Genomic DNA, 20,309 nt, shown 5'->3' with positions numbered 1-20,309 from the left:
AGGGAAAGTGCACATATGAGTCAACCTCGGCTGCTCGGCGGCCGCTACGAGCTCGATACGGTGATCGGGCGGGGCGGCATGGCCGAGGTCTACCGTGCCCGAGATCTGCGCCTCGATCGCATCGTCGCAATCAAGACGCTGCGGTCCGACCTGGCCCGTGATCCCACGTTCCAGGCCCGGTTCCGGCGCGAGGCCCAGTCGGCCGCGTCGCTGAACCACCCCTCGGTCATCGCCGTGTACGACACCGGCGAGGACATGATCGGCGACACCCCGATCCCGTACATCGTCATGGAGTACGTGGACGGGAGCACGCTGCGCGACCTGTTGAGGGAGAACCGCGCGCTGCTTCCGGACAAGGCCCTGGAGATCACGGACGGGATCCTGCGGGCGCTGGACTACAGCCACCGCGGCGGGATCGTGCACCGCGACATCAAGCCGGCCAACGTGATGCTCACCCGGCAGCACGAGGTCAAGGTCATGGACTTCGGCATCGCCCGGGCCATGGCCGACTCGGCGGCCACGATGACGCAGACCGCCCAGGTGATCGGCACCGCCCAGTACCTGTCGCCCGAGCAGGCGCGCGGCGAGCGGGTGGACGCCCGCAGCGACATCTACTCGACGGGCTGCGTCCTGTACGAGCTGCTCACCGGCAAGCCGCCGTTCACCGGCGACTCCCCGGTCGCGATCGCCTACCAGCACGTCCGGGAGGAGCCGGTACCGCCGTCGCAGGTGGACCCGCAGATCCCGCAGTGGGCGGACGCGATGGTGCTGAAGGCGATGGCGAAGGAGGCCGACCACCGCTACCAGAACGCGACGGAGTTCCGGCAGGAGATCCAGCGCGTCCTGCAGGGGCAGCCCGTGGCGTCGACGGCGGCGTCCACGATGCTGATGGGCGGGCAGCCGCAGGGCACCCAGGTGATGGGCGGCTACGGCGGTCCGGCGCACACGCAGGTGCGGCGTCCGGCCGACGACGGGTACGGCCTGCCGCCCGTCCAGTACGACGACGATGACCAGAGACGCGGCGGCGGAGGCAAGAAGGCGGCGCTGTGGGTGGGTCTCGCCGTGCTGTTCATCGGCGGCGCGGCGCTCATCGGCCTCATGATGAGCGGCCCCGACAAGGACTCTCAGGTCGCGGTCCCGAAGAGCATCGTCAACGTCTCGCAGAAGGACGCGACGGCGCAGCTCACCAAGCTGGGCTTCAAGGTCGGCGAGGCGAAGACGGACTTCAACGCCGACGTCCGGCGCGGGTACGTCATCAGCTCGGACCCGCAGCCCGGGACGAACGCGGCCAAGGGCGCCACGGTGACGCTGCTGGTCTCCAAGGGCAAGAAGCCGCCCACGGAGGTCGAGGTTCCGGACGTGACCAACCAGCCGTACGCGGCGGCCAAGAAGATCCTTGAGGAACGCGGGTTCGAGGTCGAGAAGCGGGTCGAGTCGAGCGACACCGTCCCGCGGCTCAGCGTGATCAGCACCGACCCCGCCGGCGGCACGAAGGCGGCGAAGAACTCGACCGTCACGGTGAAGGTGTCGAACGGCCCGACGAACCTGAAGGTGCCGAACCTCTTCAACAACAGCCAGCGGGCCGCGTGCGGGAAGCTGCAGGGCCTCGGCCTGAAGTGCAACGTGCAGAAGGGCGCGCCGCCGCCGGACAAGCAGGTCGCGCCCGGCCTGGTCTACGACCAGCAGCCCGGTCCGGACGCGACGGTCGCGCCGGGCGACACGGTGACGATCTTCGTGGCGGAGCAGCCGCAGACCCAGTCGCCGCCCCCCAGCCCCGGTAGCACGCCCACACCCGGCTTCCCGGGCTTCCCAGGCAACGACCAGGGCTGACTCTGTTTATTGCAGTTCTCTCCTCCTTCGGGCGCTGGGCGCCCGAAGGAGGAGAGAACTGCGTGCGATTGCTGCATCGCTCCGACTCGCCTTGCGGCTCGCTGCGCGATCAGTTTCTCGCTCCGCTCGAAACTGCCTTCGGACGCAATCGCGACGATTGAGGTTGTCGCGTGGTTGCGGCTGTGGCTGAGGTAGTCCCGATGATGAGTGCCTGACACGCCGTCTTGATCGTGTGTGCGGGCAAGCGAAGAGGGCTTCCGCCACTCGGGGGCAATGGCGGAAGCCCTCGTTATGGTCTTCGTCACGTCGTCATGAGACGTTACGGATTTCAACCGAAATTTTTCCGGACGGGCTTCCGGGACCACCGGAGCGGTCAGGTGGCCTGTGCCGGCGTGTGCGGGTCGTGGGCGGCGCCGGTGAGCCAGTTCCGGAGGAGGCGGTGCCCGGCTTCCGAGAGGACCGACTCTGGATGGAACTGGACGCCTTCGATGGGGCGGGTGCGGTGGCGCAGCCCCATGATGACGCCGTCGGGGGTGCGTGCGGTGACGTCGAGGACGTCCGGGACGGTCGCGGGGTCGACGGCGAGCGAGTGGTAGCGGGTCGCGGCGAACGGTGCCGGCAGGCCCCGGAAGACGCCTGCGCCGTCATGGTGGATCTCGCTCGTGGAACCGTGGACGATCTCGGGCGCGCGGCCGACCGTCGCCCCGTGCACGTGGGCGATCACCTGGTGGCCGAGGCAGACGCCGAGCAGCGGGACGCCGCGGCGTTCGGCGTCCCGGACGAGGTCGAGGCACACCCCGGCGTCGGCGGGATGCCCGGGCCCGGGGCTCAGCACGACGCCGTCGGCACCGGCGGCGTCCCGGACGGCAACGTCCGAGCGGTCCTTGACCACGCAGTCGGCGCCGAGTTCCAGCAGGTACTGGACGATGTTGTAGACGAAGCTGTCGTGGTTGTCGACGACGAGGACGCGCATGGCGGATCAGCCCGGGGTGGCCGTGCCGGACGGCGCCGGGTTCTGCACGACGCCGTGGTCGAACTGGACCTTGGGCTCGACCCACGGGAACACCACGTACCAGAGGATGGCGGCGATCACGATGATCACGCCGAGCGCGGTGCCGGTCTTGGTCTGCCAGGTGCCGGGCAGCCGGCGCCAGATCCAGGCGTACACGGAAGACCTCCTACTTTCCGGCGGCCTGCCGAGCGGACTCCGCGCGGGGCCGCGCCTCGGCCAGCTCACCGAAGACGATCATTCGTTTCGCGGCGGAGTACTTCGGGTGGCAGGTGGTGAGGGTGATGAGCCGCTCGGTCGGCCGCCGCTTCGGGTGGAACGGGACCGGATCGGTCACCTCCGTCGCCGACGGCTTCACGATCCGGCGGTCGGTGACCGTGTAGACGTACTGCTCGTCGCGGGTGTCGATGAGGATCTTGTCGCCGCGGTCGAGCTCGCCGAGCCGGTTGAACGGCGCCGAGTAGGTCGTCCGGTGCCCGGAGACCACGAAGTTGCCGATCTGGCCGGGCAGCGCGGTGCCCGGGTAGTGGCCGGGGCCCTTGCGCAGGTCGGCGCGGTCGACGCCCTCGATCACGACGAAGTGGTAGTCCTTCCCGAACCGGGGGATGCGGATCATGGCGAGTCCCTTGCCGAGCTTCACCCGCTCGGTGGTGACCTTGGCGGCCCGCCAGTTCTTCAGCATCTCGTCGCCGAGGCGGTCCTGCGCGCCCTTCGTGTACTGGCCGGTGCCCCACAGCTCGTACGTCACGAACAGCATGAGGATCAGCCCGGCGGTGATGCACAGTTCACCCATGCCACGGATCACCGTCCGCACCGCGCGTCCTCCTCTGCCGACGGGGGTTTAGCCGCCCTCGGGCGGCTCCGCCGGCACCGTAGCGTGCTTCATGGTCACGTTGCCGGTGTAGGGCGGCAACGTGGCGCGTTCCACGGTCCGCACGGCGTATCCGAGCCCGTACTCGCGGACGTACTCGCGGTAGACCGCGATCTCGCGGGACGCGCCGAGCGCCGCGCGCAGCCGGTCCGGGTCGCCGGCGGCGGTGATCCGGAACGGCGGGGAGTACACGACGCCCTGCAGGATCAGCGTATTGCCCACGCACCGCACGGCGCTGGTGGAGATCACCCGCTGGTCCATGATCTGCATGGCGCGGGCGCCGCCCGCCCACAACGCGTTGACGACGGCCTGGACGTCTCCCTGGTGGACGACGAGGTCGTCCGGGCGGACGCCGCGGGGGAGGTGGTCGCCCGGCCCGGGCTGGGGCGCGTCGTCCAGCGTGACGCGCACGGCCCGTCCGGTGTAGGGGGTGAAGCCGGCCCCGGCCGCCAGCCGGTCCGCCTCCGCCTGCGCCTTTTTCACCCGGGCGTCGTGACGTCCGGCCTCCCGGGAGATACCGTCGACCTGGTGACGGAGCCGCCGGTACTCGGCGCGTTCCTGACGGCCCCGGCGCTGTTCCGCGGTGATGAGCTCGGTGATCCTGGTACGGCCCTGCTCGCGCAGGCTCGTGCCGCGGGCCGTGCTCGCGCTCGCCGCGAACAGGGTTCCCGCGAGGAGCGTGAGAACTGGGATGATGCTTCCCCACGCTGGACGCCGTACGCTGCTCATCGAGAATCTGCTCATCGGACAGTGCTCACCAGCGACTACGCTAACCGACAAACCACCCATGCGCGGACCGGCGCTCCGGCCGCCGGACGCCCGAGGAGATCGATCCCACCGTGGCCAAGTCCAAAGTGCGCAAGAAGGCCGTTTACACGCCGCCGCAGAAGTCCAAGGCGCCCGAGGTCAGCCCGCGCTGGCTCGTGCCCACGATGGTCGGGCTGTGGCTCATCGGCCTGATCTGGATCGCTGTCTTCTACGTGACGGCCAGCACCGGCACGGACGTGCCGTACATGACCGACCTGCACAACTGGAACCTGGGGATCGGCTTCACCGCCATCATCCTCGGTGTGATCCTGTCGACCCGCTGGCGCTGACCGCGGGTTTTCCACAGGTCGAGGATCCTCCACCCCGTCTTTCCCCAGGTTTTCCACAGCCGGTTTCCACAGCCGCCGGGGTGCGGACGCCGCCGCAGGCGGGCGGCGTCCGCGACCGCGGCTACACCGACGGGCTGAGCTCCGCCGTCCTGACCATCACCAGTGCCGCGAGCAGCGCCAGCGTGACCAGCGGCGCGCCGATGTGGAACAGGCTCCGCCGCGCGGCGGGCGCGTACGCGTAGGCCGCGGCCAGCGCCGCGCCCACCACGAGCCCGCCGACGTGGCCCTGCCAGGAGATGCCCGGGACGGAGAACGTGATCACCAGGTTGAGCACCAGCAGCACCACGATGGGGCCGACCGGCCCGCCGAGCCTGCGGCCGATCACGAAGTACGCCCCGAACAGCCCGAAGATGGCGCCGGACGCGCCGACCGCCGAGTCGCCCGGGGAGCCGACGAGGTACAGCAGCACCGAGCCGCCCAGCCCGGACAGCAGGTAGAGGGCGAGATAGCGCCAGCGTCCGAGCACCTGCTCCAGCGCGGGACCGACGGCCCACAGCGCCCACATGTTGAACAGGATGTGGGTGATGCCGAACGTACCGCCGCGCTGGTGCAGGAACATCGTGGTGAACAGCCGGTACCACTCGCCCTCGGCGACCCCGCCGAGCTCTCCGCCGGGCAGCACGCCCCGGCCGAGCATCATGAAGTCCCAGACGACCCGCCAGGACGCCAGCTCGGCGAGATACGCCGCCACGCACGCGCCGATGAGCGTGTACGTGACGACCGGCGTCGCCGACGTGGCGCCGCGCGCGCCGAGGACCGTCCGGGGGGCCGCCCTGCGGACCCCGCGGTTGCCCTCGGCGACGCACTCCGGGCACTGGTGCCCCACCGCCGCGTCCCGCATGCACTCCGGGCAGATGGAGCGGTCGCACCGGGTACAGCGCACATACGTCTCCCGCCCCGGATGCCGATAGCAGGTCGGCACCGAGGTCTCGGGGGCGGGACTGTGGTCTGAGCTCATCTGGCGCTCCGTGGGCCGATGCGGGGTCTCACCCGTCGCGGGGTCTCACTGTGGAAACGTCTAACGGCGTTCGATCGTCACCGACTGGAGGACGACGTCCTCCTGCGGGCGGTCCGCCCGGCCGGTCGGGACCGTGCCGATCCGGTCGACGACGTCGGTGCCCTCGATGACCTTGCCGAAGATGGTGTGCCGGCCGGTCAGGTGCTGGGTGTGGGCGACACTCAGCGTGATGAAGAACTGGGACCCGTTGGTCCCGGGCCCCGCGTTCGCCATCGCCAGCAGGTACGGGCGGTTGAACTTCAGGTCCGGGTGGAACTCGTCCTTGAACTGGTAGCCCGGGCCGCCGGTGCCGGTGCCCAGCGGGTCGCCGCCCTGGATCATGAACTGGTCGATGATGCGGTGGAAGATCGTGCCGTTGTAGAGCGGCGTGTCCGACTTCTGGCCGGTACGCGGGTCCATCCAGGTGCGGTTGCCCTCCGCCAGTTCGACGAAGTTCGCCACCGTCTCCGGCGCCTGCTCCGGGTAGAGCTGGAACACGATCTTGCCGAGCGACGTGTTGAACGTCGCGAAGATCTCGTTGGCCACGCTGGCCGCCTCCTCATGAGATGGGTTCTGTGACGCCTGTCGCGCGCGGTCCCGGCCATGCCCGAATACGTCACTCTGCGTGAACATATGACCACGCTCACGGGGTTTACCTCCCGTTCGCTGGGAAGGCTGCCTGACAGGACCTCGCAAACAGGGAGGTTAGCGTGTCCCTAATGATCAGTATCCGCCGGAAGCCGCAGGACGTGGTTCGCACACGGCTCGGCCGCGTCCAGGAGGCGGCCCGCCAGGGCGCCGACGTGTGCCGGCAGGGCGCCTCGAACGCGGCGGGGCGGGTCGCGCCCATCGCGGGCGAGCGCGTGATGATCGCCCGCGGCTGGAGCGCACCGAGGCTCCGGCGGGCGGCCCGGTACGTGGAGACCGGGATCGCCCCGCGGGTGAGCACGTTCCTGAGCGATGTCGCCGGACGGGTGGAACCGCCGAAGTCGGCGAAGCCCGGGCGTGGCGCCCTCATGGCGATGATGGGGGTCGTCGCGGCCGTCGGCGTGGCCGGCGCGGTGGCGACACGGCGCGGCGTCATCCGCGACCTGACCAAGGGCTCCGGTGAGCACGTGGAGGACGCCACCTCGGCCGACTCCATGACGGTCACGGGCGCCGATGTGGACGGTCAGGTCCACTCGCCGCACTGAGCACGAACAGGGGAGGGCCCGGCGTCCGCGCCGGGCCTTCGCCGTGCCGCGACCCGTGCGACGGGGGTTCCTACCAACCGGTACGGTGAACGCCATGTCGCCGAAACGCTCCATCGGGCAGGTGCTGGCGGCCCGCGCGAGGCGGCGGGCGCGTCAGGGCGTGCACACGGCCGTGCACCACGCCTGGGCGTGGATCCAGCGGCACGGGGAGATCACCCCGCACACGCCGGGCCGCCGCAGGTTCGCCTACCTGGGCGAGGGCGCGTGCATCGGCTTCCCGGTCGGCGCGATCTACGGCGAGCCGTGGATCTCGATCGGCGACCACACCCTCGTCGGCACGCACGTCACGATCTCCGCCGGGTTCGTTCCCGGCCTGGACCTCGGGCCCGACGTCATCGTCCGGATCGGCGCGAGCTGCTCGCTCGGCCGCGGCACCCACATCGTCGGCCACCAGTCCATCGACATCGGCGACGACGTCTTCACCGGCCCGAACGTCTACATCACCGACCAGAACCACACCTACGGCGACCTGCACACCCCGATCGGGCGGCAGTGGCCGGAGAACAACCCGGTCGTGATCGGCGACGGCTGCTGGATCGGCACCGGCGCGATCATCCTGCCCGGCACGCGGCTCGGCCGGAACGTGGCGGTCGCGGGCGGCGCCGTCGTCCGCGGCGAGTTCCCCGACCACTCGGTCATCGGCGGCGTCCCCGCGAAGATCCTTCGGAGCCACGACAAGGAGAACGGCTGGCAGCCGCCCCTCCGCACCAATCCCCTGATGTCCCTGGACGAGCTGGCCGCCCTCTCGGTGGACGGCCTGGAGGGCCTGCAGATCCTCCAGGACAAACTCCGCGCCGGTACCACCGGCGACGACGACGTCCTCAGCGAAGAGGCCGGCTAACGCGTCGATCGCGGCGTGTCGCCCTCATACGCAACCGCATGAGGAGCGACACGCCGCGAGTCGATGAGGGAGTGGGGGCGTGGATCAGTTGTAGCGGGCCGCCCGGCGGTCGTTGCCGTTGTACTGGGTGCCCCTCCGGTTGCCGTGGGAGCCGCCGCCGGTGCGGGGGCCTCCGCCGCGGCGGTCGCCGGACGAGTAGGAGCGGTGCTCCCCCCGGCCGCCGTCGCCCTCGCGGCGCCGGCCGCCGCCGTCCCCGCGGTCGAAGGAACGGGGGCCGCGGCCGCGACGGCCGCCCGGACGGCCGCGTCCGCCGCCCTCGCGGCGTGCCGGGCGCTCGGGGATGATCGGGCCCTCGATCGGGATGCCGGACGGCGTGCGGGCGCCGGTCAGCTTGACCAGTTCGGCGTCGCCGGTGCTCACCCGGGTGCGCGGCGCGTTGATTCCGGCGCGGCGCGTCATCGAAGACGTCGAGCGGACCTGGTGCGGCAGGACGAGCGTGACGACGGTGCCGCGCTCGCCGGCGCGGGCGGTGCGGCCCGCGCGGTGCATGTAGTCCTTGTGGTCGGCGGGCGGGTCGACGTGCATGACGAGGGTCACGTCGTCCACGTGGATGCCGCGGGCGGCGACGTCGGTGGCGACGAGGACGCTGATGGTGCCCTCGCGGAACTCGGCGAGGGTGCGGGTGCGCAGGCCCTGGCTCTTGCCGCCGTGCAGGCCCGCCGCGCGGACGCCCACCTGGACGAGCTGCTTGGCGAGCCGGTCGACGCCGTGCTTGGTGCGGGCGAACAGGATCGTCCGGCCCTCGCGGTTGGCGATCTCGGCGGTGATCGCGCTCTTCTCCTTGGGCGCGACCAGGAGGAGGTGGTGCTCCATCGTGTCGACGGACTCGTCCACCGGGCCGATCGCGTGCGTGACCGGGTCGTTCAGGTACCGCTTGACCAGGACGTCCACGTCCTTGTCGAGGGTGGCGGAGAAGAGGAGGCGCTGCCCTCCGGGCTGGGCGGCGTCCAGGATGTCGGTGACGTCGGGCAGGAAGCCCATATCGGCCATGTGGTCGGCCTCGTCCAGCACGGCGATCTCGATGTCGGACAGGTCGCAGGCGCCCTGCCGCATCAGGTCCTTGAGCCGGCCCGGGGTGGCGACGAGGATCTCGACGCCGCGGCGCAGCGCGTCGATCTGCTTGAACATCGAGGTCTGGCCGATGACGGTCTTGAAGCGGAGCCCGAGCCCGCGGCCGAGCGGCTCCAGGTTGGTCTGGACCTGCTGTGCGAGCTCGCGGGTCGGTACGAGGATCAGCGCCAGCGGACGCTTGGGGGCGGCCTTGCGGCCGGAGAGGCGGGCGAGCAGCGGCAGGCCGAACGCGAGGGTCTTGCCGGAGCCGGTCTTTCCGCGCCCGAGTACGTCGCGCCCGGCCATGACGTCGGGGATGGCGGCGGCCTGGATCGGGAACGGGGCCTCGATGCCCTGGCGGCCCAGGGCGCTCACCAGCGCGGCCGGAAGGCCGAGCTCAGCGAAGGTGGGAACCCGCTCCTCGTCCGCGGTGGCGGGCATGGACGGGTTCTGTGCAGCGGCAGCTGTGGTCACGCATTACCTTCCGAGAGGGGGGCACGTCTCGGGAGGCACCACGGTATGAGTGGGCTGCAAGGACGAGCCTGACGCCAAGGGCGGCGCCGAAGAGTGATTCCTAGAGTCTAACGTCGCCGGAGGACGTCCTTATGCCCCGTCCCAGAGGGAACATTCGTCATCTCGTGCTCAGCAGGCACACGAGATGCCCGTGACGGGTGCCGTGAGCGGGTCGGGCGAACGGTGCGTGACGCCACCGTCACCGGTCTCCACAGGGAATCCTTCGCGCGCCCAGTACTCGAACCCGCCGATCATCTCCTTCACCGGACGGCCGAGCTTCGCGAACTCCAGTGCCGCCTTCTGCGCGCCGTTGCACCCCGGGCCCCAGCAGTAGACGACGACGGTCACGTTCCGAGGGATCAACGCCTCGGCGCGCTCGGCGATTCCGGCGGTCGGCAGGTGGACCGCGCCCTGGATGTGGCCCTGCGCCCAGCTCTCGGCGCTCCGGGTGTCGACGACGACGATGTCCCGCGCTTGGGCGGCGAGGTCGGCGGCCACATCGGACACGTCCGTCTCGAAGGCCAGGCGGGCGGCGAAGTGCCGGCGCGCCTCGGCGGCGGTCGCCGCGGGAACGGCGGTGACGTTCATGATGATGGCTCCCTTCGTTCTCGGACGACTCGATCCTCGACGTCGGGGCGGGGCATCGGGAAGTGGCGTGAACGCCGGGTATCGCTAAGATCTCGCCATGCCCGCTCCCCCGTCCCACCGGCACACGGTGTCGGTGCTCGCGTTCGACGGCATGGCGCCGTTCGAGCTGGGCACGGTCGTCGAGGTGTTCGGCCTGCCGCGGCCCGAGCTGGACGTCCCCTGGTACGACCTGCGCGTGTGCTCGCCGGAACGCGGCCCGATGCGCGCCGTCGGCGGCTTCACGATGACCGCGGAGCACGGTCTGGACGCGTTCGCGTCAGCGGACACCGTGCTTGTCGTCGCCGTCCCCGACGTCCGGAGCGAGCCGCCGCCCGAGGTCGTCGCGGCGCTGCGGGAGGCGCACGGGCGCGGCGCGCGGGTCGTGTCCATCTGCTCGGGCGCGTTCGCCCTCGCCGCCGCCGGCCTGCTGGACGGACGCGCGGCCACCACGCACTGGCGGTACGCGGGCCTGCTGCGGCGCCGCTATCCGAAGGTCCGCGTGACGCCGGACGTCCTCTATGTGGACGGCGACGACGTGCTCACCGGAGCGGGCAGCGCCGCCGGGCTCGACATGTGCCTGCATCTCGTCCGCAAGGACCACGGCGCGCGGGTCGCCAACGCGGTGGCGCGCCGGCTCGTCGTCCCGCCGCACCGGGACGGCGGCCAGGCGCAGTTCGTGGAGGCCGCCGTGAGCCCGCCGGGGGAGGACGACCCGGTCGCACGCGCCATGGCCTGGGCGCTCGCCCATCTCGCCGAGCCGATCACGGTCGCGCGGATGTCCCGCGAGGCGCGCCTCGCGCCCCGCACCTTCATCCGGCGCTTCAACCGGCAGACCGGGACGAGCCCGGTCCGCTGGGTGATCAAGCAGCGGGTCCTGGCGTCCCTCCCGCTGCTGGAGGACGGCACGGCGCCGATCGAGGAGATCGGCGCGGCCGTCGGATTCGAGAGCCCCGCGACGTTCCGGCACCATTTCGCCCGGGCGATGAGGACATCGCCGTCCGCCTACAGGCGCACCTTCCGCGTCACCGTCTGATCGGACCGCCGACCCTGCGAGCGGATCAGGGGCAGATGAGGCAGTAGAGCATCTGGTCGGCGGCGCGCGCCCGGCGGGCGATCCCGACGAGCGCGTCGATGATGGGACGCAACTCGTCGGCCTCGTTCCAGGTGTCCCGCCAGCCGATGAACTCCTCGATGTTCGCCCAGACGAAGGCGACGTCGTCGAGGGTGGCCTCGGTCGCGCCCGCGAGGGTGTCCCGGACGGACACGTCCAGCTCCACGAGGAACACGTCGCCGTCTTCCGGGGTCAGCAGTTCGGGGCCGGGGATGTGGTCGACGGGGATGTCCCCCGACACCATCATCTGTTCGTAAGGGCGGCCCGACAGCAGCGTCACGAGCTTCCCCAGGATGACGACCGGGTCGATGCCCTTCAGGTCGACCGCCTCGGCGTCGGGATGCGCCTCGGCCGCCGTGAACAGGTCGTCGACGAACGCCAGGGCCGTGGACCGGTCGGGTGCCCGGAAGTAGTCGCACAGCACGCCCACGAGATCACCCCCATGCTCCGGAGTGGACGTTGAGGACGTTAGCGGGCCGAAGGAGGAGGTCGGCGGCCGGATACGGTCAGCCGTCCCGGAAGTCCCTCCGGCCCTGTCCTGACCGATGCATCTACTCACTGTCAAGCGAGTGTTGCGTTCTCGACGCCGTGGGTGCGAGAACGTCCCGGGGACATCGGAGGCAAGGTCAGCGCGGACGGGCCGCGGGCGGGCCGGGCCGGGGCGGCCGGCCGGACGAGATGTCTCCATGATCGTTTCGGTCCGGACCGGAATTCCGCGAGAGGGTCCGGAGCCGGGCCGGTGCCGGACAAAGTTCCGGCTCGATCGTTGATCATCCGGAAGCCCTTTGTTAATCTGCCCGGCGGCCGGGTAAACGGCGCCTTTCACTGCAAGTGAGAGGTCGAGTTCGCTCCGCAACGATTTTCCTGACAGACAACAAATAAAGCCGTTCTTGTGATCCAGGCCGACACAATCGGCCACGCACACCTTCAGCTACACCCGACCCCAGAAGTAGTCAGGTGAACGGTACAAGTAAATGACAGTCCAACCACAGGCATCTTCTGCCGACAAAGAAGTCGGCGGCACCTTGGGAAAGCGGATTCTGGCGTTCGCCGGCAGCCCGCTGTTCCGCGGTGACGCCCAGGTACTCCACGGACCCAACCCCTACCGCCGGATGCTCGTCCCCGGCTCGCTGGCCGAGCCGGACTTCGACCGGCCGCCGGGGCCCGGCGACTGGTCCACTCACCGCTCCCTCGCCGCACACCGGTTACTCGGCACCTTCTACGAGTCCGAGACGGTGCTGCTTCCCGAACAGGGCCTCGACGGGCTGTACGAAGACTTCGACCTCTTCTACGGGCGAGAGCTGAAAGAAATCCGGGAAGGCTCCCTCTCAGAACTGGAACGTTTCGCGTTCGGCTGCCTGGACGACGCGGTGGACGTCAGCGGCGCCGCCGCCCCCGACGTGCTGGACGCCTACTTCCAGCATGTGGTGGGCGAGGCCGCGGCCGGGCCGTCGCCCGCGCTGGCCGCCATCGCGAACGCCCGCGACAGGGAGCGCGCCGCCGACCTGTACCTGGTGCAGCTGGCACTGGACGGGCTGACCGAGGCGTCCGCCATGTCGCGCAACCTCGCCGGCGCCTACGGCCCCGAACAGTCGGCCCTGTTCAAGATATTCATCGACGAGTTCGGCTACGGGGTCTACGAGTCCAAGCACACCACGATCTTCGCCAAAATGCTGCGCAGCCGCGCGATGGCGACACATGTCCACGCGTACTGGAACTTCTATCTGGCCGGTCCGCTGGCGACGAACAACTACTATTACTACCTGTCCCGCGACCATGCGAAATTCTTCCGCTACGCGGGCGCCGTCACCTATGCGGAGGCGGTGTTCGCGCCCGCCTTCGTGGAAATGGTGAAGGTCTTCCGGGACATATTCGGCGATGCCGTCGATCTGCATTACTGCGACGAGCACGCGCATATCGACGAGCATCACGGGCGCATCACCCGCGAGCAGGTGCTGCTGGCCCTGGCCGGGCGGCACGGGCCGCGGGTCGTCCCCGAGCTGCTGCGCGGCGTCGCCGAGGCACGGCTGGTCGGCGGTTGGTTCGAGGAGGACACCGCGGCCCAGATCCGCTGGTCCGACGGGCTCGCCCGGGCCCGGGAACTCGCCGGCGACACGCGGACCGAGGGCGCACCGCGGCGGATCGTCCTGACGCCCGGCGCCCCGTTCGGCACCCGCAACCATGACGACGCCATGGTCCTGGAGATCGAGCGCGGCGAGGCCGACCTCGTCACCACCCCGACCGGGCCACCCGAGCGGATGGCCCGCGGCGACGTCGTGCTGATCCCCGCCGGGCGGCTCTACGGGGTGCGGCCGGCGGCGTCCGAGACCGTCTGCCTGCTCCACACCGCGGCCCCCGGCTGACACGTCCCGCTCCCTGAACGCTCCCGGGTCCCGTCACGCCCCACCCCGACTGCCCGCGCCATGCCCTGTGCCGTCCCCGCCCGTCACCGGCCGCGCCCGAACGACAAGAGGAGCCGATGGCACGCGTCATCGTGATGGATCTGAGCCGGCACAACACCGTGATGGTCGGCCATGACCGCTATTTCGTCCTGCATTCGGACGGGCGGGCGCTGCTCGTCCGCGACCACTGCCCGCACCGGGGCGGCCCGCTGAGCCTCGCCCGCCGCACCCCCGACGGGCGGCGGCTGAGCTGCCCGTGGCACGGCACCCGGGTCGGCGTCGCGGCCGTGAAGCGGTCCTGCCTGCCGATGGTGCGCAGCGGGGACGAGGCCGTCGTCGTGCTTCCGGACGGCGACGGCGCCCCCGTGTCGGTCGTCCGCAAGGAGATCCTCGCCAACCTGCCGCCCGACCCGACCCACCAGGCCGAGGGGGCCGAGTGCCGATGAAGACCACCGACACCCGCGACGAGCCGAAGCTCGCCGAGTTCCTCAGATGGGGACGCGAGCTGCACCATCAGGGACGTTACGAGGACGCCGCCCGGGCGTTCGAGCTCATCCTCGGCCTCGACCGCGACAACGAGGAGGCGCTGGTCGGGCGGAACCGGGCGGTCCGCAGGGCCGTTCCCCGCTGGCACTGGGAGATGCTGCACGACGAGGAGCGCGCCGAGCTCTACGACCGGGCGATCCGGCAGGCGGTGGCGTCCGCCCCGGACGCGCTCGTCCTCGACATCGGCGCCGGGTCGGGCCTGCTGGCGATGATGGCGGCGCGGGCCGGGGCGCGGCAGGTGGTGGCGTGCGAGGGACAGCCGTCCGTCGCGGAGACCACGTCGCGGGTGGTCCGGGTCGCCGGGTACGACGACGCGGTCTCCGTCGTGTCGAAGATGTCCACCCGGATGACGGTGCCGCAGGACCTGCCGAGGCGCGCCGGCCTGCTGGTCACCGAGATCGTCGACTGCGGGCTGCTCGGCGAGGGCATCCTCGGCACGATCGCGCACGCCCGCGAGCATCTGCTCGCCCAGGACGCGACGATCATGCCGTCGCGGGGACGGATCATCGCGCAGCTCGTCGAGAGCGAGCCGCTGCACCGCAAGAACCACGTCGGGAAGCTGTACGGGTTCGACCTGGCGCCGTTCAACAGGCTGTCCACGCTGGAGTACTTCGACTCCCGGCTGCACCGGCACGAGCACCGGACGCTCTCCGACCCGCTGCCGGTGTTCGACTTCGACTTCTACACCGCCGACGCGCGGCCCCGGCGCGCCGAGCTGCGGGTCCGCCCGACGGCGGCGGGGAAGCTGCACGCGATCGCGTTCTGGTTCGAGATGGAACTGCTGCCGGGCATCACGATCGGCAACGCGCCCGGGCACGACTCGCACTGGAAGCAGGCGATCCAGTGCCTGCCCGTCCCGCTGCACGTCCAGCCGGGGGAGCCGGTCGTGCTGGAGGCGTCCCACGACGGTGAGTGCGTGCGTTTCGACGTGGACGCCGGGTTCGAGGTGGAGGCATGACGACCACGACGACGAGCGCGCTCGCCGCGTACTGCGGACAGCGGATCTTCCAGCCGGGGCCGGACGTCTTCATCGCCGGCAACCCGTTCCTGCGTCCGATCGGCCCGCCCGGCGCCGCCGACCGGGACTTCTCCGTACCGGCGACCGAGGCGGAGTTCCTCGGCGGCGGGCAGCTCACCGCCGGGCGCGTGCTCTGCAACGCCTACGAGAGCGACATGATCCTGCTGCCGGCCGCCGGGCTGGCCTCCGCGAAGGACGACTTCGACCTCTTCTACGGCGACGAGGTGCGGGCGCTGCGCGACACCGTCCGGCCGGGCCTGGAGCGGTACGCGTTCTCCTTCCTGGACGACGCCGTCACCGTGCCGCCGGTGACGACACTGGACGAGCTGCAGGCGTACTTCCTCGCCGAGGTCGGAGGCGCGGGCGCGCCCGCCGACGCGTCCGGCGCCAACCCGGCGGTGGACGCGGCCGCCCCGGTGACCGGCACCATGCGGGCGATCACCGAGTGCCGGAACGCGGAGGACGCGGCGGCGCTGCACCTCATCCAGCTCGCGCTGGACGCGCTGACCGAGGCGTCCGCCATGGCGCGCAACCTCGGCGGGTCGTACGGGGTCGAGCAGTCCGAGCTGTTCAAGATCTTCAACGACGAGTTCGGGTACGGGGTCTACGGCGCCAAGCACAGCACGATCTTCAAGGAGATGCTGGCCAGTGTCGGGCTGCGCACCGACGTGCACGCCTACTGGAACTTCTACCTGACCAGCTCCCTGGTCGGCGTCAACTACTTCAACTGGCTCACCGAGGACCACCGCGGCATGTTCCGCTACATGGCCGCGGTGACCTACCTGGAGTGGCTGTTCGCACAGGGGTTCGCCGACACGGGCGCCATGCTCCGTGCCGTCTACGGCGACCGGGTGGACGCCAAGTACTGCGACGAACACGCCCACATCGACGTCCATCACGGACGGATGACCTACGAGAACCTGCTGCTCGGCCTCGCCCGCACACACGGCGAGCTGGTGATCCCCGAACTGGTGCGCGGCATCGAGGACACCAAGCTGCTGCTGCGCCTCGGCGACGCCGACTTCCGCGCGCAGATCACCTGGGCCGACACGCTCGCCGAGCACACCGAGCAGGGCGCCGCGCTGGCGTCCGCGGCGATGGACGACGCCGTGACCAGCACCCTTCGTCCGGACAGCCCGTTCTGTACCGGCGTTCAGGAAACCGACCGGCTCGTCGAGGTCACCTCCGGCGAGGTGGACGTCTACGCGTGGGCGACCGAGAACCCGCACCGGCTCGGGACCGGCGACGTGCTGCTGGTGCCGCGCAGCCGCCTGCACGGCCTGAAGGCCGCGTCGCCCGAGGCCCGCGTGACCGTGCGAACCGTCGAAAGGACGTCCCGGAATGGCTGAGAACTCCCCCGTCGGCTCGTACACCGAGTGGGACCCGCTCGAAGAGGTGATCGTCGGCGTCATCGACGGCGCCGCCGTCCCGCCGTGGCACCCGGCGATCGAGGCGACCGTGCCGCCCGAGGCCTGGGACTTCTACCGCCGCAACGGCGGCGGCGGTTTCCCGCAGGAGCAGGTCGAGGCGGCCCACGAGGAGCTCGAAGGGTTCGTGTCGATCCTCGAAGGCGAGGGGGTCACGGTCCGGCGGCCCGACCCGGTCGACCAGTCCCGCTCCTTCGGGACGGCCGACTGGACGTCCACCGGCGGGTCGTCGCACACCTTCCCCCGCGACATCGCGCTGATCGCCGGCGACCAGATCGTCGAGGCGACGATGGGCTGGCGGTCGTACTACTTCGCCACCCACCCCTTCCGGACGATCTTCAAGGACTACTTCCGGCGCGGCGCCCGCTGGGTCGCCGCGCCGAAACCGCAGCTCACGAACGACTCCTACAACCCCGGCTACGCCGCCGCCAAGCCCGCGGCACCGTCCCCGGGCGACCCGTTCCCGGACGCGACGTCCGTCATCACCGAGTTCGAGCCGATCGTGGACGCGGGCGACTTCATGCGGTTCGGCCGGGACATCCTCGTCCAGCGCAGCCACGTCACCAACCGGTTCGGCATCGAGTGGGTGCGGCGCCTGCTCGGCGACGAGTTCCGGGTGCACGAGGTGGCCTTCATGGACGACCACCCGATGCACCTGAACGCCACGTTCGTGCCGCTGCGCCCCGGCCGGGTGCTGATCAACCCCGAGCGGGTGCCGGAACTGCCGGAGATGTTCGCCGGCTGGGACGTGCTGATCTGCCCCGAGCCGGCGATCCCCGCCGACCAGACGATGTACTTCTGCAGCCGCTGGATCGCGATGAACACCCTGATGCTCGACCAGGACCGGATCTTCGTCGAGGCCCAGGAGACCGAACTGCTGCGGCTGCTGGAGAAGGAGGGCTTCACCCCCATCCCCGTCCCGTTCCGGACGGTCAACACGTTCGGCGGCGGCTTCCACTGCGCCACCCTCGACGTCCGCCGCCGCGGCGGTCCCGAAGACCTTTTCTCCTGACAGCGATCGAGGTTCGTATGCCGTATGACGCGCGCGCGGGCGACGAGCGTCCGCTGCTTCTGCTGGTCGCGAGCAGTTACTGGGTCTACCGCAGGTACATCCTGGAGTCGGTGTCGGCGCGGTACAGGCTCTGGCTGCTGAATCCCACCCCGGCCACCTGGGAGGACCCCTACATCGCCGGGCACACCGTCGTCGACTGCCTCGACCTGGACAAGCTGACGGCGGCGGCGCGCGAGGTGGCCCGCGACCACGAGGTCGCCGGGGTCTTCTGTTACGACGAGGTCTACATCGAGACGTCCGCGCACCTCAGCGCGGCGCTCGGCTTCCCCGTCCTCGATCCGGACGCGGTGGCGCGGTGCCGCGACAAGTCCGCCACTCGGGCGGTGCTGGCGGACGCCGGGTTCCCGCAGCCCGCGTCCCGCGCCGTGGCGTCGCTGGCGGAGGCCCGCGCGTTCGCCGGCGAGATCGGTTACCCGATCATCGTCAAGCCGCGGAACCTCGGCGGCAGCCTCGGCCTCAGCAAGGTCGAGCGGCCGGACGACCTGGACGCCGCGTTCGCGCTCACCGACGGGACGCGGATGGGCGGCATCCGCCAGTTCGGCGACTACGTGATCGTGGAGGAGTTCCTCGACGGCCCCGAGATCTCCGTCGAGTGCGTGCTGTTCAAGGGGGAGTGCACGCCGCTGATCGTGGCGCGCAAGGTGCTCGGCGGCAGCGGCGACCTGGCCTTCGAGGAGATCGGCCATGACGTGGACGCGAACGACCCGCTGCTGTCCGACGCGGAGTTCCACGACACGCTGACCCGCGTCCACGCCGCCGTCGGGTTCACGGACGGGTTCACGCACATCGAGTTCAAGCTGACCCCGGACGGCGCGAAGCACGTCATCGAGATCAACGTCCGGCTGGGCGGCGGGATGATCCCGTATCTCGGGCTGCTGACGTCCGGTGTCGACGCGCCGCTCGCTGCGGCCGACGTCGCGGTGGGACGTCCCCCGGCCGTGGCGTTCCCGAAGCCGCGGAAGGCGGCGTCGATCCGGTTCGCCTATCCCCCGTACGACATGGAGATCATCTCGGCGACGGCGCACCCGGAGCTGATGCGCCCGCCGGTCGCGGAGGTCGAGGTCGGAGCCGAGCCGGGGATGCGGATACGGCGGCCACCGCACGGCCTGGCCCGCTGCGGCTACGTGATCGCGGTCGGGGAGACGCTGGCGGAGACCCGTGCCGCCGTCCCGGACGCCGCCCGGTACTTCACGTTCGAGGGCACCCCGCTGGAGACGTCGACGTGACCGCACCGAAGGGCGAGGACACGGCGGCCGGGCACCCGACGATCCTCGCCACGCTGCGCGAAATGAACGGCACGGTCCGCATCCTCGTTCTCGGCAACCTGATCAGCAACCTGGCGGCGTTTCTCAACGCGTTCCTCGTGCTGTTCCTCACCGGCGAGGGCTTCAGCGCGTGGGAAAGCGGCGTCGTGCTGACCGCGCTGATGATCGGCCGGATCTCCGGGTCGGCGGTGGGCGGCGCCGCCGCCGACCGCGTCGGCTACCGCTGGGTCATCGTCGGCTCGATGGCGGGCACGGCGGTGCTGACCGCGGCGCTCGTGCACGTGCCGAACGTGTGGGCCGGCGCGCTGGTCGCCGGGGGAGCGGGGCTGACCGCGCAGGCGTACCGGCCGGCCGCGATGGCATGGGTCGTCGAGCTGACGCCCAAGGACCGGCACGTAATGGTCTTCTCGGTGCTGCGGCTGACGTTCAACGTCGGCTCGACGGTCGGCCCGCTGGGCGCGGCGCTGCTGCTGACCTACACCTCCTACGGCGCACTGTTCTATGTGGACGCGGCCACGTCGCTGGCGTTCGGCGTCGTCGCCTACGCGGCGCTACGGTCGGACACCGAGCCCGAGCGCGGGGGCGGCGGATCCGGCGGCGAGCGCGGCGGGTACGGGCAGGTGCTGGCCGACCGGCGGTTCATGCTCGTCGTGCTCGGGCTCTTCTTCACCGCGGTGGCCTACATCCAGTCGTCGGCCGCCCTACCGCTGTTCGTCACCGGGTCCGGGCACGACGAGCGTGTCTTCGCGATGCTGCTGACCGTCAACGGGGGCATCGTCATCACTTTCGAGGTGCTGCTGTCCAAATGGCTCCAGCGGCTGCCGATCGGGCTGCCGATGACGCTCGGCATGGCGACGCTGGGCATCGGCCATCTGCTGTACACCGGCCCCACGCCGGTCGCGCTGCTCCTGCTCGCGACGGTCGTGTGGACGTTCGGGGAGATCATCGCGGCGCCGTCCATGATGGCCTACCCCGGCCTGGTCGCGCCGACCGCGCTGCGCGCCCGCTACATCGCGGCGGCGACGATCCCGCAGCAGGCCGGCTACGCCCTCGGCCCCATGATCGGCGTCGCGGCATGGCACGCGTGGGGCTCGGGCGTCTGGGTGCTGACCGGGGCGTTCGGGCTCATGGCCGCCGGCTTCGTCGCCGCCGGCGCCGGGCTGGCGGGGCGGCGCCCGGCGGACGAGCCGGGGCCCGCCCTCGAGCCCGCCACCGCAGGCGAGGCCGGCGAATGACGCAGGACGGCCTGTGCCGGGGACG

General features: G+C 70.9%; 21 protein-coding genes. 12 read left to right on the top strand and 9 right to left on the bottom strand.

What is annotated here, in order from left to right; genetic code table 11:
* Window positions 1-15 precede the first annotated feature (15 nt).
* Window positions 16-1,830: a Stk1 family PASTA domain-containing Ser/Thr kinase gene (gene pknB / locus ACQPXG_RS00395; RefSeq protein WP_433465559.1), complete on the top strand. Its 1,815-nt coding sequence runs from the start codon at window positions 16-18 to the stop codon at window positions 1,828-1,830.
* 373 nt (window positions 1,831-2,203) lie between these two features.
* Here pknB and ACQPXG_RS00390 read toward each other — a convergent pair whose 3' ends face one another.
* From ACQPXG_RS00390 to ACQPXG_RS00375, 4 genes are read right to left on the bottom strand one after another with little or no spacing between them, the layout of a single operon-like run.
* On the bottom strand, window positions 2,204-2,803 hold the full coding sequence (locus ACQPXG_RS00390) for an anthranilate synthase component II (protein ID WP_433465558.1): 600 nt from the start codon (window positions 2,801-2,803) through the stop codon (window positions 2,204-2,206).
* Window positions 2,804-2,809: 6 nt separating this feature from the next.
* Window positions 2,810-2,998, bottom strand: a complete 189-nt coding sequence (locus ACQPXG_RS00385) for a hypothetical protein (protein WP_433465557.1) — start codon at window positions 2,996-2,998, stop codon at window positions 2,810-2,812.
* 10 nt (window positions 2,999-3,008) lie between these two features.
* Window positions 3,009-3,653, bottom strand: coding sequence for a class E sortase (locus ACQPXG_RS00380; protein WP_433465556.1), 645 nt, complete (start codon window positions 3,651-3,653; stop codon window positions 3,009-3,011).
* A 27-nt stretch (window positions 3,654-3,680) separates the two neighbouring features.
* A complete protein-coding gene (locus ACQPXG_RS00375; protein WP_433465555.1) occupies window positions 3,681-4,439 on the bottom strand; it encodes a DUF881 domain-containing protein in 759 nt (252 codons plus the stop codon).
* Between the two features lie 110 nt (window positions 4,440-4,549).
* On the opposite strand from ACQPXG_RS00375, the gene ACQPXG_RS00370 reads away from it, so the two are divergent.
* Window positions 4,550-4,807 (top strand): cell division protein CrgA, encoded by a 258-nt coding sequence (locus ACQPXG_RS00370; RefSeq protein ID WP_132200853.1) that lies wholly within the window; start codon window positions 4,550-4,552, stop codon window positions 4,805-4,807.
* Between the two features lie 121 nt (window positions 4,808-4,928).
* Here the strand turns inward: ACQPXG_RS00370 and ACQPXG_RS00365 are convergent, their stop codons facing one another.
* The gene (locus tag ACQPXG_RS00365; protein ID WP_433465554.1) at window positions 4,929-5,825 is read right to left on the bottom strand and encodes a rhomboid family intramembrane serine protease; all 897 of its coding nucleotides are present in this window, start codon (window positions 5,823-5,825) and stop codon (window positions 4,929-4,931) included.
* Between the two features lie 60 nt (window positions 5,826-5,885).
* Complete coding sequence (locus ACQPXG_RS00360; RefSeq protein ID WP_433465553.1) at window positions 5,886-6,410, bottom strand: peptidylprolyl isomerase; 525 nt, start codon at window positions 6,408-6,410, stop codon at window positions 5,886-5,888.
* Between the two features lie 173 nt (window positions 6,411-6,583).
* Here ACQPXG_RS00360 and ACQPXG_RS00355 point away from each other — a divergent pair, with 173 nt between their 5' ends.
* Window positions 6,584-7,057: a hypothetical protein gene (locus ACQPXG_RS00355; protein WP_433465552.1), complete on the top strand. Its 474-nt coding sequence runs from the start codon at window positions 6,584-6,586 to the stop codon at window positions 7,055-7,057.
* A gap of 94 nt (window positions 7,058-7,151) precedes the next feature.
* Window positions 7,152-7,958: an acyltransferase gene (locus ACQPXG_RS00350; RefSeq protein ID WP_433465551.1), complete on the top strand. Its 807-nt coding sequence runs from the start codon at window positions 7,152-7,154 to the stop codon at window positions 7,956-7,958.
* 84 nt (window positions 7,959-8,042) lie between these two features.
* Here the strand turns inward: ACQPXG_RS00350 and ACQPXG_RS00345 are convergent, their stop codons facing one another.
* Window positions 8,043-9,542: a DEAD/DEAH box helicase gene (locus ACQPXG_RS00345; RefSeq protein ID WP_433465550.1), complete on the bottom strand. Its 1,500-nt coding sequence runs from the start codon at window positions 9,540-9,542 to the stop codon at window positions 8,043-8,045.
* A gap of 168 nt (window positions 9,543-9,710) precedes the next feature.
* Window positions 9,711-10,169 carry a rhodanese-like domain-containing protein gene (locus ACQPXG_RS00340; RefSeq protein WP_433465549.1) on the bottom strand — a complete coding sequence of 153 codons (459 nt, stop codon included), beginning with the start codon at window positions 10,167-10,169 and terminating at the stop codon, window positions 9,711-9,713.
* Between the two features lie 97 nt (window positions 10,170-10,266).
* Here ACQPXG_RS00340 and ACQPXG_RS00335 point away from each other — a divergent pair, with 97 nt between their 5' ends.
* A complete protein-coding gene (locus tag ACQPXG_RS00335; protein WP_433465548.1) occupies window positions 10,267-11,241 on the top strand; it encodes a helix-turn-helix domain-containing protein in 975 nt (324 codons plus the stop codon).
* A gap of 25 nt (window positions 11,242-11,266) precedes the next feature.
* Here the strand turns inward: ACQPXG_RS00335 and ACQPXG_RS00330 are convergent, their stop codons facing one another.
* Window positions 11,267-11,749 carry a hypothetical protein gene (locus ACQPXG_RS00330; RefSeq protein WP_433465547.1) on the bottom strand — a complete coding sequence of 161 codons (483 nt, stop codon included), beginning with the start codon at window positions 11,747-11,749 and terminating at the stop codon, window positions 11,267-11,269.
* A 595-nt stretch (window positions 11,750-12,344) separates the two neighbouring features.
* Here ACQPXG_RS00330 and ACQPXG_RS00325 point away from each other — a divergent pair.
* The 7 genes from ACQPXG_RS00325 to ACQPXG_RS00295 all read left to right on the top strand — a co-directional run bounded on the left by ACQPXG_RS00325 (window position 12,345) and on the right by ACQPXG_RS00295 (window position 20,284).
* The gene (locus tag ACQPXG_RS00325) at window positions 12,345-13,682 is read left to right on the top strand and encodes an iron-containing redox enzyme family protein (protein WP_433465546.1); all 1,338 of its coding nucleotides are present in this window, start codon (window positions 12,345-12,347) and stop codon (window positions 13,680-13,682) included.
* Between the two features lie 116 nt (window positions 13,683-13,798).
* Window positions 13,799-14,167: a Rieske (2Fe-2S) protein gene (locus ACQPXG_RS00320; RefSeq protein ID WP_433465545.1), complete on the top strand. Its 369-nt coding sequence runs from the start codon at window positions 13,799-13,801 to the stop codon at window positions 14,165-14,167.
* Entirely contained in the window at window positions 14,164-15,225 is a 1,062-nt protein-coding gene (locus ACQPXG_RS00315) for a 50S ribosomal protein L11 methyltransferase (RefSeq protein WP_433465544.1), read from the top strand. The genes ACQPXG_RS00320 and ACQPXG_RS00315 overlap by 4 nt, the downstream gene beginning before the upstream one ends.
* Window positions 15,222-16,634 carry an iron-containing redox enzyme family protein gene (locus ACQPXG_RS00310; protein WP_433465543.1) on the top strand — a complete coding sequence of 471 codons (1,413 nt, stop codon included), beginning with the start codon at window positions 15,222-15,224 and terminating at the stop codon, window positions 16,632-16,634. The genes ACQPXG_RS00315 and ACQPXG_RS00310 overlap by 4 nt, the downstream gene beginning before the upstream one ends.
* Window positions 16,627-17,724, top strand: coding sequence for a hypothetical protein (locus ACQPXG_RS00305; protein WP_433465542.1), 1,098 nt, complete (start codon window positions 16,627-16,629; stop codon window positions 17,722-17,724). The genes ACQPXG_RS00310 and ACQPXG_RS00305 overlap by 8 nt, the downstream gene beginning before the upstream one ends.
* A 17-nt stretch (window positions 17,725-17,741) precedes the next feature.
* Window positions 17,742-19,010 (top strand): ATP-grasp domain-containing protein, encoded by a 1,269-nt coding sequence (locus ACQPXG_RS00300; protein WP_433465541.1) that lies wholly within the window; start codon window positions 17,742-17,744, stop codon window positions 19,008-19,010.
* Window positions 19,007-20,284 carry an MFS transporter gene (locus tag ACQPXG_RS00295; RefSeq protein ID WP_433465540.1) on the top strand — a complete coding sequence of 426 codons (1,278 nt, stop codon included), beginning with the start codon at window positions 19,007-19,009 and terminating at the stop codon, window positions 20,282-20,284. Before ACQPXG_RS00300 ends, ACQPXG_RS00295 begins: the two co-directional genes overlap by 4 nt.
* Window positions 20,285-20,309 lie beyond the last annotated feature (25 nt).

It is taken from the genome of Spirillospora sp. CA-128828, from assembly GCF_050945415.1.
GTDB lineage: Bacteria > Actinomycetota > Actinomycetes > Streptosporangiales > Streptosporangiaceae > Spirillospora.
The sequence above is the reverse complement of the archived record's forward strand: the minus strand, read 5'-3'. Positions and strand labels throughout refer to the sequence as shown.